Source organism: Curtobacterium sp. MCBA15_004 (genome assembly GCF_001865055.2).
In the GTDB taxonomy this organism is placed as follows: Bacteria; Actinomycetota; Actinomycetes; order Actinomycetales; family Microbacteriaceae; genus Curtobacterium.
Genome location: NZ_CP126266.1, coordinates 261,000 through 274,230 on the forward strand (window position 1 = coordinate 261,000; position 13,231 = coordinate 274,230).

Below are 13,231 nucleotides of genomic sequence, written 5' to 3' on the forward strand. Positions count from 1 at the left end.
CGGGAACGGACCAACCATGCACACCACCACCACGCGCACACTCGCAATCGCTGCTGCACTCACCCTCGGCCTCACCCTCGCCGGCTGTTCGACCGGCAACAGCGGCTCCGACACGGGCTCGTCGTCCTCGTCGACGTCGGCGGCGTCGGCGCACAACGACCAGGACGTGATGTTCGCGCAGATGATGCTGCCGCACCACAAGCAGGCCGTCGAGATGAGCGACATGCTCCTCGCCAAGGGCTCCGGCGTCGACACCGACGTCACCACCCTCGCGAAGCAGATCAAGGCCGAGCAGTCCCCGGAGATCAAGCAGCTCACCAGCTGGCTGCAGGGCTGGGGTGAGCCGACCGAGTCGGAGCACTCCGGGATGGGGCACTCCATGTCCGGGATGATGTCCGACTCCGACATGAGCGACCTCGACCAGGCGTCCGCGAAGGACGCCGCGAAGCTCTACCTCGAGCAGATGGTCCAGCACCACAAGGGCGCCGTCGACATGGCCAAGACCGAAGTCGACAAGGGCAAGAACACCGACGCCATCGCGATGGCGAAGTCGATCGTGTCGAGCCAGACCGAGCAGATCACCCAGATGCAGGACATGCTCGCGTCCCTCTAAACCCCGGCGTGGGTCGCGGCAGGCTCCCCCCTTCCTGCCGCGGCCCACGACCGGCCCCACCCTCCCCTTCCCGCTCGACCCGCGTTCGGGCCACCCCACGTTTCGGCCTGCCGGCCACCACCCCTCTTGGAGCCTGCCCGTGCCTCAGCAGCACCCCCAGACCCCCACGACTCCCGCACCCCGGACGCGCCGCGAAGCCCTCGCCGCCGAACGCGCCGCCGCAGCCCCGACCGCCAGCCGCACCCGAACCGCGACGATCACTGCCGCTACTCAGCCGGCACTGCGGCCGCTGCCGACCGTCGCGACTGCACCCGCAACACCGGTCCGCTCACTGCGGTCACGCGTTCTCGCCGCGGTCCCGATCACTGGTGCCACGGCCGCGATGGCGCTGTTCACCGCTGCCGCAGCGCTGCCCGCGCAGGCAACGACCGGCCCCGCGGCAGTCGTGCCCGGTGTCGCTCCTGCCACCGCCGAGCAGAGCTTCACCGCGTCCGGGTTGGCTCTCGCGGTCGACCGCGACGGGTACACGATCACCAAGCCGGCCCCGAAGCCCGTCATCACCAAGACCGCACCCGCCTCGCAGGCCGCGTCAACGGGGGGCGCACCGGCCTCGACGAAGCAGAGCGTTCCCACGACCACGGGCGGCACGATTGTCAACACCGGCACCGGCGACATCCGCTGGCCCGTCGCCGGAACCATCACCGTCAGCTCACCGTTCGGCCCGCGAAGCGCCCCGTGTGCGACCTGCTCGTCGATTCACCAGGGCGCGGACCTTACCCCCGGCGCCGGCACCCCCATCGGAGCTGTCGCTGCCGGTACTGTCCGAGTGTCGACAACGCACCCCGAGTACGGGCAGTACGTCATCATCGACCATCAGATCGACGGTCGGCTTGTGTCCACCTTGTACGCGCACATGATCTTCGGCTCCTCGCCGCTCCGCCCAGGTGACACCGTCGCCGTCGGGCAGCTCGTTGGCCTCGTCGGCAACACCGGCGCGAGCACCGGTGCGCACCTGCACCTGCAGGTCATGCCCGGCGGCACCACACCCATCGACCCGATCCCGTGGCTCACCGCCAATGCCGGACGTACGCTGTAGGAGCTGGTCCCAGCGGTGTCCGGCCAGCCATCGGCTACCGAGACGCGGTCATGGATCCTGGTAACGCCCTATGGCTGGTCGCAAGGCTGATCCGCGCCAGGGTCGTCACGCTGTCTTGGGTGGTGCGAGGAGTGTGCCGCGGATGACGGAGCCGTGGAAGGTGCGGACGGCGACGGTGATCCATGCGGCGACGAGGCCGGCGTAGTAGACGACTGCGAGCACGGCGACGACAGTGAGTCCGGAGTGCAGGGCCAGGCCGTTCAGGCCGGTGACGCAGGTACCGACGGGGAACGTGAACGACCACCACGTCAGGCTGAACGGCAGGTGCTCGCGGGCGGTCCGGATGGTGATGGCAAGGGCGATGACGGTCCACAGCAGCGCGAAGCCGAGCATCGCGAACCCGTACACCAACGCCACGACCAGCAGTGCGTGGGCGGTGGAGGCGTCGACGACGGTGGGGGCGTTTGAGGCGAGGAGGTTCACTGCGGTGATCGACTGCCCGACCGGTCCGAGCACGATCCACAAAGTCGGGACCATGCCTGCGGCGCCGACCTTGTGCTGCGCGAGCCGGTTCCAGATCAGTGTGATCACGACCAGGGACGTGATGAGGCTGAGGCCGAAGAAGCCGTAGCAGGACCACAGCAGTGTCTCCCGCGCCTGCCCGGCGGGCGCGTACGGCAGCAGGAGCGCGCCGGTGGAGGCGGACACCATCGGCGGGACGATCGGCATCAGCCAACCGCCAAACGCGGAATCGGGCGTGTTCTCGTGACGGGTGAACGCCAGGTACGGCACCAGGACCGCCGTGAACAGTCCGCCGACGGTACCGATGCTCCAGAGGACCCAGTCGACGGTGACGGCGGCGGGAAGGCCGATCCAATCCTTACCGAGGAGGATCGTGCCGGCGCCGACGGTGAGGAACGCCATCGGCGGTGCCCCGTAGAAGTGGGAGATGACCGGGTTGAGGTGGTGCTTCGCTGCGGTGCTCCGGTAGCGGACCCAGTGCAGGGCCGTCGCGATGGTGAGGGCGACCAGGAGGGCCGCCGCGATCGCCCACACGATCGTCGCCGCCGTCCGGACACCGGGGAACTGCAGCGGCAGCGATGCGGCCGCGACGGCGACGATCCCGGTGCCCATGATCGACGCGAACCAGTTCGGGGTCAGATTCGACACGATCAGACCAGGCCGCTCCAACTCCCGGAACAACCGCCGATCGCGCACACCATGCTCGGACGTCGCGGGTGCGTGGGCGAGGTGAGCGGACATGCACCCAGCGTGCGCGTGTGCCCCGTGGTTCTGGAACGGCGAACTCGTTGGCAGGGCACAATGGTTGCTTGTGGCACTGCGGCGGCTGACGGACCGGACTCTGGACCTCGACACCCTCGAGGTCCTCGTCCGCGTCGCGGAGACCGGTTCGTTGACCCGAGCGGCCGACGTGTTGGGGGTGACACAGCAGGCGGTGTCAGCGCGCTTGCGTGCCGCGGAACAGGCAATCGGCCAGCCGCTGGCGCACCGGACGGCATCAGGGACCGCGCTGACCGACGCAGGCCGAGTGGTGCTCGGCCTGGCCGTCCCGGTGTTGGAGGCCTCCCGGCGGCTCGAAGCAGGAGTCGCCGCGCTTCGAGAACCCGCGGGATCCCTCGTGGTCGCAGCGTCGCAGACGATCGCCGAGCTGCTGCTGCCCGGATGGTTGCTCGCCCACCGGGCTATCGCGCCGGATGCGTCGGTGCGCCTGATCGCGGGGAACTCCGCCGCCGTGATCGACCTCGTTCGCTCCGGCGCTGCCGATCTCGGATTCACGGAGACCCCTGCTGCGCCACCTGACCTGTCCTCGCTGGTGGTCGACGAAGACGAACTCGTCGTCGTCGTCGCTCCGCACCATCCGTGGGCAAGCGCGTCGGGCATCACCGCGGATGACCTCGCGGAGACGCCGCTGCTACTCCGAGAGGAAGGGTCCGGCACCCGCGCCACGGTCGAGGCGTGGCTCGACCGTGCTGGGCTCCGCCTGGTCGTCCCAGCGGCGGTGCTGGAGACGACGGGCATCATCCGCGCCAACGCGCGGGCGGGCATCGCGCCCGCGGTGATGAGTCTCCGCACCGTCGGCAGCGACCTCTCCGACGGTGCCCTCGTCCGGGCACCGCTGCTCGGCCCGCCACTGATCCGATCGCTGCGCGCAATCTGGACCGGCCACCCGGGGCCCGCCGTCATGGCATTCCTCGATAGCGCTCAGCAGTCCCGATAGCCAATCGGCTATCGGGACCCAATTCTGTGTTGCTGCTGAGTCACCGTGACGGTCTGCGGAGCGTGTCGGATGGTCGTTCTCCGAAGGTGTCGGCGTAGTAGCTGGCGAATCGTCCGAGGTGTCCGAAGCCCCAGCCTCGTGCGACGTCTGCGATGACGGTCGTTGGGGCTTCGCCGGCGACGAGCTGTGCACGGACCCGGTGGAGCCGGATCTGGCGGAGGAAAGCCATGGGGGTGGTGTCCGCGTGGCGTTGGAAGGCTGCTTGCAGGGCGCGGGCGTTGATGCCGGCCGCCTGGGCGACGTCAGTGCTGGTGATGTGTCGATGAGCGTTAGCGACCATCCACTCCTGCGCAAAGCGCATCGTCGCTGGGCCGTCGTGGAAGACGATGTCGACGTCGGGGGTGGCGTGGAAAGCGTCGACTGTTGCTTCTGCGACAAGCATGTTCACAGCTGCTCGTCGCCACCGGCCCGTTCCGGAGTGCAGCAGCTCGGGTGCTGCCGCACGGATCACCTGTCTGAGGCGTTCGAGTTGTTCCGGGTCGGGAAGGTTCCGGAACTGCAGCGGACCGGGGATTGCGCCGAGCTGGGCTGCGGCGACGTTCTCGAGGAAGGTGCCGTCGAAGCGGATCATGTGCTGGGTACCTGGCGCAGCGTTGAACTCGAACGGGCGCCCCGATGGGTACATCACGGGCACGTTCGGTGGCATCGCGATCGCGTCTCGCGTGTCGACGTCGAGGACGATGCCCGGGGTGGTGGTCCAGGCGAGGATGTAAGTGCCGTGTTGGCCGATGGTGCCCCAGCGGTTCGCGTCGACAGCGGATGTGCCCAGCGTGAGCTCGTCGTCGTCGCCGACGGCGCGGTACCGCCATGTGAATCCGTCGGCGGTGGGCTTGCCGATGTGAATGTCCTGGCTCGCGTAGACGTCTTCGTAGAACGCGACCGCTTCGTCGACATTCGTACCTCGGCGGTCGACGGCGACTGGGGGCAGGTTGTCCGACGGCATCCGCGAGTCAGTATGCCGCCAACCGCCGACATCGTTGCTCGCGGCTGGAACCGTTTCACGCCTTCCGGTGATTCGGCGGTCTGCGACGGAGCTGTCAGGGGTGTTCCGGGGAAGCTTTCGGGGGTTGCAGGAGCGTGTACTGGTAGCCGTTGCGGGCCATTGGTCGATGGAGCCGGTGGTGGGTGGCTGCCCAGATCCGCCCGTTGTACTGCAGCGTTTTTGGGGCGGTTCCGCGGAGAGTGAGGGTGATGTCTGGGTGGTCGGGCTCTTGGAGGACGAGGGTTCGCAGTACTCCGGCGGGGTCGAGCGTGACGTGGGTTGCGTGATCCGGCATGCTGTTCTCCTTCGTCGCCGCCGTCAAACCGGTGGTGATCAGCCCATCCGGACGGAGCCGCATCCTGGACGGTTCCGCAGAGACCGTCACTGCCGGGGAAGGCTGGCTCACCGGGTTGCCGGCTTCGGCTCTGCGACCGTGTTCGGCGCGCCGTTGTCAGGCGTGATGGACGTGTCGGGGGTGAAGTGGATGCGTTCGGCTGCGCGGGTGGTGTCTTGGGCGCGAGCGAGTTGTGCATCTTGCGCGGTCTGCGCGTCAGCTCGTGACTGGCGGATCGTGGCGAGGGCGTTGCTGCTGATCTGGTGCACCAGGTTCGCGATGGTGGTCGAGAGGCCCCGTTCGAGTTGGCCGAGGTTGGTGTTGCCGATGATCAGACGCCGGTCGTGCACAGCGAGCGTCACATCCGGGTAGCCGGCGCGCTGTAACGAATGGTGACTTCCGGAGCCTTCCAGCGCTGCGATCTCTTCAGGATTGGGTCGTCGGTTGAAGACTGCGGGGACGTCGTAGAACCGTTCGGCGGCGTCGGTGCCGAGCGATGCCGGCAGGCCGGATGCGACGACGCTGGTCAGGGCGAGGTGCTGGTCAGCGGTTGTGGATGGGCCGGTCATGATGACTGCTTCCGTTGACGGTGGTGACCGCCAGGATGCGTGCGCTTCGGCGAGCATCGTGGTCGGAACCGTCTGAGATGAGTCTCCTCCTGCCGGTTGGTCGCAGCATGCAGGTTGCAGACGGACGCGTCCGGCGGTTCCTCTGTTGCCGGCCATCTGCGTACGAGGAGGGTCAGGGGATGACCACACGACTCTGTGCACGCGGCCGATGGGGATGGCCGATCGGCGAGGTCGGGAATCCGGTTGGCCGAGTTCGGCCGCAGCGGGATGGATTTCGGGCGTTGGCTCATCAGGAAGACGGTGTCGTCCGGCTCCTGGGCCTGTTCGATAGCAGGAGCCGCGCAGCCGCTGCCGTGGAGACAGCAGACCGCAGCTTGAGGGCGGAGGTTCCTGCCGACTCACGGGTGGTATGCATCCCGGCGCCGTAGCGTGACGGCAAGCGCGGATGCGTGAACTCTCCGGACCGGTCGAAGGATCGCTCAGCACCAGAAGGTCGGTCCTCGATGACGACGATCCCGCTCGCCCCCGGTTTCACCCGCACCCGTCCCGGGAACGGCGGCCGCTCCGGCACCTCCACCTACTCGGTGCTGCTCGCGCAGGTCAAGGACCACGGTCTCCTGCGTCGCCGCACCGGCTTCTACTGGTCGCTGTTCGGCGGCCTCGTCGCCACCCTCGCCCTGGCGTGGGTCGCGTTCTCGTTCCTCGGCGACTCGTGGTTCCAGCTGATCGTCGCGGGGGTGCTTGGCGTGCTGTTCACGCAGTTCGCGTTCTTGTCGCACGAGGCCGCGCACCGCCAGGTGTTCGCGTCGCAGAAGTGGAACGACCACGCGGGCCGCTGGGTCGGGACCTTCCTGGTGGGCTTGAGCTACTCGTGGTGGATGAACAAGCACACCCGTCACCACGGCAACCCGAACACCGTGGGCAAGGACCCGGACATCGCCCCCGACGGCATCCGTTTCCTGCCCGATGACGCCGCCGCGGCGAAGGGCCCGCTGATGCGGACGTTCCTGCGCTTCCAGGGATGGCTGTTCTTCCCGCTGCTGACGCTCGAGGGCGTCAACCTGCACCGGTACGCCGTGACCTCGGTCCTGACGGGCACCGGCACCAAGGCGGACGTCCGACACCGCTGGCTCGAGGGCGTCCTGCTCCTCGCCCGCTTCGGCATCTACCTGACGGTGGTGTTCTGGTTCCTGCCGTTCGGGATGGCGTGCGCGTTCCTGGGTGTGCAGCTGGCCGTGTTCGGCGTGATGATGGGCGCCTCGTTCGCGCCGAACCACAAGGGCATGCCGACGATCGCGCACGACGCGAAGGTCGACTTCTTCTCGCGCCAGGTCCGGACCTCGCGCAACATCCGCGGCGGGTGGTGGGTGTCGTCCCTGATGGGTGGCCTGAACTTCCAGGTCGAGCACCACCTGTTCCCCTCGATGCCACGGCCGGCGCTCCGGCAGGCGCGGCTGCTGGTGCGGGACCACTGCGACACCCTCGACGTGCCGTACACCGAGACCACGCTGCTGCGCTCGTACGGGATCGTCGTGCGGTACCTCAACCGGGTGGGTCTCAGCGCCCGCGACCCGTTCTTCTGCCCGATGGTCGCGCAGATGCGGATCCACTGACGTGAGCGGAAAACGGATCTCACTGTTGCACTGGAGCTCACATGACACGGAGCTGTGGACTGCGACGGACGATGCCGGAGCGGTCGTCGGCTCCGGCATCGCCGCAGGCGACTACACAGCGGTGACCTTCGATGGCTCCGTTCACGGCACCCACCACTCGCTCGAAGCCGCACAAGACCAAATCGACGCCTGGCACCGCTGGACCACCAGCACCTAACCGGCAGCCATCCACATCACGGCGACAACCGGCTCGGATCGGCGGTCTGACGGGCCGTTCACCGCTGACGATACTTCGCAGCGATCTCGGCCCGCGCCCGCTCTGCGGTCAGGTCGCCGGCGAGGATCCGTGCAATGCGGTCAGTGGTGTCCGCATCGACGACATGACCTCGTGCCCGCAGAGCACCGACCACGAACGCCATCGTCTCGGCCGGGCTTCCTCCCGGCTCAGCTTCCATGGGCCTTCCGATCTCCGATGTGCAGCAATCCGCTCGGGCTCTGCCCAATGACCTGCCCAGCGGGCACAACGATGCAGCTCGGCTCCGTATCAGGCGCGCGCAAGTGGACCGCCTGAGCGCCGGTGCGCGCAATCGGCTGTTCACCACCGTCACGTCACCGCGCGGTACGAGACGAGGGCTGACGGTGCACAGGCTTCTTGCTGGTCCCCCGGGAGCCGCTACAGCTCTTCGTGGCACCTCTGGTGTGCCTACTCATCTGCGGTCCCGGGCATCGGGACCGGTTGGGGGAAGGGCGCTGATTCTCCAGCGCGCATCCGTGAGGAAGTCTTGCGCGGCGAGGTCGCCTGCGTCCTCGAGGGCGTCCTCCGGCGCCGGCTCCAACAGGATCGGGATCGCCGGAGCGAGCATGACCTGCACCGTCACCGGTAGTCCAGCATCATCAACGGTCGGCACTGCGACGGTGTCAGCGACCGCGGCTTGCGCCAACGAGGCGCTGTAGGCCAGCACCGCTTTGCCGACCATGTCGGTGACGAGGATGCGGGTATGCCCGTAATGGAGGTACTGCACGATCAACCGCTCTCGCCGCGGGACAAGGCGGGATTGAGAAGACGGCGACCGTGAAAATCATCCCCGACGCGCCCAGTCCAACGACGCTCCTGTACCGTACGCGCCGCTCCCGGAGGCACATCCAACGGGTGTCCCTCATGCGCGGGCCGAGGAGACGCACCGGTGGCTGGAACTGTCATCGCGGTGCCCAAACGCGCGGGGCGATGTCAGCTCCTTAGCGCGATGTCGACACGGGAACGATTACCTCGCAAAAGATCCTTCTGGCAACGACCTCGCAGCGATCAGCCTGCAGCCGCTGGTGACGAGGACCAGTACGGCGTCGGCCATGCCGATTGCGCCCGACCCGTGTTCAGATTCGAGTCACGCTCATCGCAGCGGACGATCAGATCAGGCCGTCCGCTGACGGCCTGACGCACTCCAGCTTCACCACCTGTCGACGGACGCCCGCTCCGAACTAGCCAGGCGATGCGAACGAGTGACCGCTTACCTCAGATCAGTCGAATGCATGAGACGGATACCTCGACCGCGTCACAGGCGCCTTGACGATCAGCAACGTAATCCCGCTTGACCAGCGAGGCGACCGGTGGCCCATGGTTCATCGGGACCGCCAGCATCACCCTGAGTATCGTCGAATCGACAGCTACCGAGGCGAATGGGACTGTAGCTGTGTGGCAACGATGTCGAAGCGCGCCAAGGGCTGGGTCTTCATCTGGGTCAGCCTGCTGTTTCCCGCGATGGCGATCAGCACGCTCGTCTCCGGGGCGCTCGGCGACCCGGACCGTTCCGACTGGCTCATCTGGACGGTGGTGATCGTGCTCCTGTCGGCAGTCATCGTCGTTGCGTACATCTGGGTGTTCCGCAGCATGCGCGCTCTCCGAGCGCCGGATCGTAGCGGCCGATAAGCCACCGGCCACACCGCGCGCGTGAGCATCGTGTCATACCAGCAACCAAAGGGCGCAATCCAGCGTCTCGCCGCACCGTGGCGTCCGCTGCTCGGCAATCGCTACGCCGTCGAGATCGCGCGCAGGAAGCTCTCTTTCGCCATCGCGTTCCCCGCGCAACTCACGATCTGGGCGCTGGCTTGGGCCCTCGGGCTCATGCATATCGGTCCGACCTGGATCTTCCCGGTCCTGATCATCGGGTCGGGCGCAGTGACGGTCGCGACGATCGTGCGCTTCGGCCGATTCGGTGCGCGGGTCCGGCGCGACCTCGCAGCTCACGACGTGCACGTACAGGAGCTCCTGGTCGCCCGACGACCAAACGACGTCCAGCAGTGGGCCGGTCGCAACCGTGTTGATCTCCACGTCGTCGCCCAGATCGGAGACGATCATCGCTGACAGCGATTCGCCCAGCCCTCTCCAACCGGCGCCAGAGCTGTCCTGTGATCGATCGGCCACCGGACGGCGTTTTGCCTGCTGTGCGATCCTGCGGGTATGCGCTACCGGCTGATGAACGAGTACAGCGTCGACTGGCCGCTGTGGGACGACGACGGCCCTTGCGACGCTGGCACGCCGTCGTTCTCGCCCCAACTTCAGCGCGAGATTCTCGAATGGGCTCGCGACTTCAACGAGAACTACGGCATCGAAATTGGCTGGCCGACTGAGGCGGCTGCGCGCTCCCACGAACGCCAAGGACGTCGTCTGCTGCTGCTCGTCGAACGAGAGCTGCCGGAGGATGACGTGGTACTCGGCTACTGGGAGACCAACAAGCGCAAGGGGTTGTAGACCGCAGAACCGTCCGCCCAGGCATCCGCTCTCGGACACACTCGTTCGAGAACGCATCGACCAGTGCGCAGCGATCAGCCCTGGTCGCGCTCGCCACCGTCGTCGAATGGCTCTCTCGGGCATCCAGGCCGCCGCCGAGCGAAGGCTGAGGACCTGATTTAGTCGCTCGGCAGCTGCCAGGCATCGCCCATGAGCTTCTCCCAACGCTCCCGGATGTTCTCTTCCTGGGCGCGACTCATCACCAGCGGAATGCGAACGCCCTCGAATGTCTGGTCTATGAACCGCTCCAAATACCCCGCGATCTTCTCGTAGTAGTTCGCGACTTCCCTCGCGTCATCGAGTGTCCAAACGGCGTGCTCTGACGTCGATGCACCGTTTCGGGAGGTGGCGGGCCGGCTGCTCCGCTCACCATAGTGCTCACCGGGCGTCTTCATCCGGTACCAGACCGAGTGCACGAGGAAGTTGCGCTGCGGCCGAGCCGCGGTGATCGCCCTGTCAATCGCGATCAGCTGTTCCAGCTGCGCCTCGGTGATCTTCTTGTTGTAGCGGGCGACTCGTAGGCACATCTGCTGAAGCCGGGAGATGTCCTCGCCCGCCGCGAGCACCCGGCCGTAAGGCGACTCGATCAAGAGCGCGAACAACTCGCGCAGGTTCTGCTCGACCCGGGCCGACTCCGCCGCCGTGCGTCCAATCGCGGCGTACATCGCCTGGGTAGGGCGTTCTGTGCGAGCCACCTTAAGCTTCGTCTCGCTCGAAGAGCACCCCAAGTGGACCGACGACGGACGGGCGAACCATCTGCGCGACCGTCCATCCCTCTGCCGCGTAACGGTTGATGGTCTCGTTGAAGGCCGCGACATGCTTCGGCTCATCGCCAGACACATTGATAGTGACGTACTCGTAGCGCTTCATGATGCCCTCTCGACTCGTGTCGACAGTAGCAATCTGGGAGGGCACGATTGCCCTGCTATGAAGCGACCCTCAACCCTGGCGCACGATCGCCGTTCCCTGCCGACGGCCCGGATCTCCGCGAGATCTTGGCGCTGTGCCTCGATGTTCGCGAGCATTACGAGGTTCCCGGGTGCAGCTGACACCAGGATCAGCCGGGCGCACCGTCCATCGCGACGCCACGCCGATCGTCGCCGTCCCGCATCCATATCCGAAAAGGCGGCCTTTTCCGTGACGTCTCAGTAGCCGGTCCTCCGGCGTACGAGTCATCGCGGTCGCACGCAGCGCTCACCATCTGTCTCACATAGGTGGTCCGCAGACAGTCGCGATGGCGGGGCGCTATCCGGACGCCCATCCGGGGGCGGGTGCTGCGTCTCCGCGCCGCTCTCGGGAGCGGGCGTCCCTGTGAGCAGCTTCGCTCTGTGTCGTCCTTCTCGCTTCGCTCTGTGTCGTGATCGCGTCCCGGTAGCCGATCGGGTGCCGGACGGGGCGATATACTGTCAGCGACGAAACCTCCGCCGACCACGGCGGAGGTTTTCTTGTATGAGCACCCCAACGCCCCTGACCATCACCACCGCCGACGAACGACACCGCCATCAGCTCGAACAGCTCTGGACCATGTTCCGGCACGAGATGTCCGCGTTCACCGGCACGCTCCCCGATGAGCGCGGCCGCTTCCGCCAAGAACGACTCGACGCCGGCCTTGCGGAGCCGGGCTGGTCGGCACACGTATTCCACCTCGGACCGCACCCGGTCGGACTCGCGGTCCTCCGCGGACTCGACGAAGAGGAACACATCATCAGTAGCTTCTTCATCGCGCACGGAGCACGACGCTCTCGCATCGGACGTGCCGCCGTGACGGAACTGACCGCGGTGCACCCGGGGAGATGGGCGGTGGCCTACCAGGACCGCAACGAAGTAGCAGCGAAGTTCTGGCGCACGGTCGCGACCGAAATCGACCCGACGTGCACGTTCGAGCACCACGCCGTCCCAGGCCAGCCGGAGCTACCCGCCGACTCCTGGGCCCGATTCGGTGTCCGATAGCCGATCGGTTGTCGAGACTCTTGCGGGCCTGGCGTCTGTCGAGCACGCTGCCGGGATGACGACATGTACTCGACCCCTTGTTTACGTGGTGATCGCGGGGCCACAAGCGTCAGGGAAGAGCGCTCTCAGCTCCGCTCTCAGCGATGCGCTTCGCGCGCAGGGCGAGCAAGTTGCCGCGGTTGAGCTGGACCTGATCGCGTCGATGGCGCTACCTACGCTCGCGGATTGGGAAGTTGCCCATCGCATTACTGAGACAGTCGTGGGGCTGTGGCTCCGCGCGGGGATGAGCTGCGTCATCGTCGAAGGCGTCGGAACGAGCGAGAAGGTGCGGAAACTGCTCCGGCAAGCACCAGACGGAGTGCCATCGCTGACGATCGCGACGACCACACCGTTCGAAGTCGCCTTCAAGCGAGCATTGGCCGATCCGAGCCGCGGAGTTTCGCGTCAAGAGGATCACTTGCGCGCGGTCTACGACCGCTGGGGGGATGAGCTGCCTCGAATCGAAGCTGACCTGACGCTGCACACCGACCGAGACTCGCTGGAGCAGTGCGTCGAGGCCGTGCGCTCACGGATCGCTCTCACTCGGGGGCAGCAGCAGCGATAACCGGTCGAACACCGGGCGTCCTGACTGGGCTACTTCGTCGACCAGGTCGACATCACGGGAGGTCGTGAGGCCCTCTGAGCTGACCCCATCCGAATCGGCTCTCCGCGATGAAGTCCTGGAGATCACTCTGCACATTGCGAACGAGGGCGTCGAGACCGTCCTCGACCCACAAACCGCCGGACCAACCGCGTTCGCGCATGATGCGCCAGCGGACCACGGCACTGTTCTGCTCGACGAGATCGTCCCCGTCCAGCGCTGAGCCGGTGACGTCGTCGATCGGCACGATCTCCAGCGTGAGCGTCGCGAGTTCAGGGGTCGTGAGCATGACCTGGAACATCGGCCGCAGCAGGGCGATGACTTCTGACACCTTGAGGATCTCGTCCACC

General features: G+C 66.8%; 18 protein-coding genes. 9 read left to right on the forward strand and 9 right to left on the reverse strand.

The features are described 5' to 3' along the window. Positions 1–16 precede the first annotated feature (16 nt). Positions 17–613, forward strand: coding sequence for a DUF305 domain-containing protein (locus QOL16_RS01260; protein ID WP_066651478.1), 597 nt, complete (start codon positions 17–19; stop codon positions 611–613). A 382-nt stretch (positions 614–995) separates the two neighbouring features. Then, positions 996–1,709, forward strand: a complete 714-nt coding sequence (locus QOL16_RS01265; RefSeq protein WP_066651477.1) for a M23 family metallopeptidase — start codon at positions 996–998, stop codon at positions 1,707–1,709. Between the two features lie 105 nt (positions 1,710–1,814). On the opposite strand, the gene QOL16_RS01270 is transcribed toward QOL16_RS01265, so the two are convergent. After that, the gene (locus QOL16_RS01270) at positions 1,815–2,879 is read right to left on the reverse strand and encodes a TDT family transporter (RefSeq protein ID WP_232750747.1); all 1,065 of its coding nucleotides are present in this window, start codon (positions 2,877–2,879) and stop codon (positions 1,815–1,817) included. Positions 2,880–3,042: 163 nt separating this feature from the next. On the opposite strand from QOL16_RS01270, the gene QOL16_RS01275 reads away from it, so the two are divergent. Beyond that, complete coding sequence (locus QOL16_RS01275) at positions 3,043–3,948, forward strand: LysR family transcriptional regulator (RefSeq protein ID WP_071282828.1); 906 nt, start codon at positions 3,043–3,045, stop codon at positions 3,946–3,948. A gap of 40 nt (positions 3,949–3,988) precedes the next feature. Here the strand turns inward: QOL16_RS01275 and QOL16_RS01280 are convergent, their stop codons facing one another. From QOL16_RS01280 to QOL16_RS01290, 3 genes are all read right to left on the reverse strand, one after another. Continuing rightward, positions 3,989–4,951: a helix-turn-helix domain-containing protein gene (locus QOL16_RS01280; protein WP_071282830.1), complete on the reverse strand. Its 963-nt coding sequence runs from the start codon at positions 4,949–4,951 to the stop codon at positions 3,989–3,991. Between the two features lie 94 nt (positions 4,952–5,045). Continuing rightward, on the reverse strand, positions 5,046–5,285 hold the full coding sequence (locus QOL16_RS01285) for a hypothetical protein (RefSeq protein WP_139266333.1): 240 nt from the start codon (positions 5,283–5,285) through the stop codon (positions 5,046–5,048). A gap of 107 nt (positions 5,286–5,392) precedes the next feature. Further along, the gene (locus tag QOL16_RS01290) at positions 5,393–5,893 is read right to left on the reverse strand and encodes a hypothetical protein (protein ID WP_139266334.1); all 501 of its coding nucleotides are present in this window, start codon (positions 5,891–5,893) and stop codon (positions 5,393–5,395) included. Positions 5,894–6,396: 503 nt separating this feature from the next. Between QOL16_RS01290 and QOL16_RS01295 the strand changes: the two genes are divergently transcribed. Next, the gene (locus QOL16_RS01295; RefSeq protein WP_066651471.1) at positions 6,397–7,506 is read left to right on the forward strand and encodes an acyl-CoA desaturase; all 1,110 of its coding nucleotides are present in this window, start codon (positions 6,397–6,399) and stop codon (positions 7,504–7,506) included. Positions 7,507–7,781: 275 nt separating this feature from the next. On the opposite strand, the gene QOL16_RS01300 is transcribed toward QOL16_RS01295, so the two are convergent. Together QOL16_RS01300 and QOL16_RS01305 are read right to left on the reverse strand one after the other, a co-directional pair. Continuing rightward, complete coding sequence (locus QOL16_RS01300; protein WP_139266335.1) at positions 7,782–7,961, reverse strand: hypothetical protein; 180 nt, start codon at positions 7,959–7,961, stop codon at positions 7,782–7,784. A 252-nt stretch (positions 7,962–8,213) separates the two neighbouring features. Further along, positions 8,214–8,528: a hypothetical protein gene (locus QOL16_RS01305; protein ID WP_071282834.1), complete on the reverse strand. Its 315-nt coding sequence runs from the start codon at positions 8,526–8,528 to the stop codon at positions 8,214–8,216. A 668-nt stretch (positions 8,529–9,196) separates the two neighbouring features. Here QOL16_RS01305 and QOL16_RS01310 point away from each other — a divergent pair. The 3 genes from QOL16_RS01310 (at position 9,197) to QOL16_RS01320 (ending at position 10,252) form a co-directional block, all read left to right on the forward strand. Continuing rightward, positions 9,197–9,430, forward strand: coding sequence for a hypothetical protein (locus QOL16_RS01310; protein ID WP_139266336.1), 234 nt, complete (start codon positions 9,197–9,199; stop codon positions 9,428–9,430). A 21-nt stretch (positions 9,431–9,451) separates the two neighbouring features. After that, entirely contained in the window at positions 9,452–9,865 is a 414-nt protein-coding gene (locus QOL16_RS01315) for a hypothetical protein (RefSeq protein WP_066651463.1), read from the forward strand. A 96-nt stretch (positions 9,866–9,961) separates the two neighbouring features. Beyond that, positions 9,962–10,252: a hypothetical protein gene (locus QOL16_RS01320; RefSeq protein ID WP_071282836.1), complete on the forward strand. Its 291-nt coding sequence runs from the start codon at positions 9,962–9,964 to the stop codon at positions 10,250–10,252. Positions 10,253–10,410: 158 nt separating this feature from the next. Here QOL16_RS01320 and QOL16_RS01325 read toward each other — a convergent pair whose 3' ends face one another. Together QOL16_RS01325 and QOL16_RS01330 are read right to left on the reverse strand one after the other, a co-directional pair. Further along, positions 10,411–10,986, reverse strand: a complete 576-nt coding sequence (locus tag QOL16_RS01325; RefSeq protein ID WP_139266337.1) for a hypothetical protein — start codon at positions 10,984–10,986, stop codon at positions 10,411–10,413. 1 nt (position 10,987) lies between these two features. Further along, positions 10,988–11,161 carry a DUF4177 domain-containing protein gene (locus QOL16_RS01330; protein WP_139266338.1) on the reverse strand — a complete coding sequence of 58 codons (174 nt, stop codon included), beginning with the start codon at positions 11,159–11,161 and terminating at the stop codon, positions 10,988–10,990. A 579-nt stretch (positions 11,162–11,740) separates the two neighbouring features. On the opposite strand from QOL16_RS01330, the gene QOL16_RS01335 reads away from it, so the two are divergent. Both QOL16_RS01335 and QOL16_RS01340 read left to right on the forward strand, forming a co-directional pair. Beyond that, positions 11,741–12,241, forward strand: coding sequence for a hypothetical protein (locus QOL16_RS01335; protein ID WP_071282841.1), 501 nt, complete (start codon positions 11,741–11,743; stop codon positions 12,239–12,241). Positions 12,242–12,296: 55 nt separating this feature from the next. Further along, complete coding sequence (locus QOL16_RS01340; protein WP_071245658.1) at positions 12,297–12,845, forward strand: hypothetical protein; 549 nt, start codon at positions 12,297–12,299, stop codon at positions 12,843–12,845. A 52-nt stretch (positions 12,846–12,897) separates the two neighbouring features. Here QOL16_RS01340 and QOL16_RS01345 read toward each other — a convergent pair whose 3' ends face one another. Then, complete coding sequence (locus QOL16_RS01345) at positions 12,898–13,230, reverse strand: hypothetical protein (protein ID WP_071282843.1); 333 nt, start codon at positions 13,228–13,230, stop codon at positions 12,898–12,900. Position 13,231 lies beyond the last annotated feature (1 nt).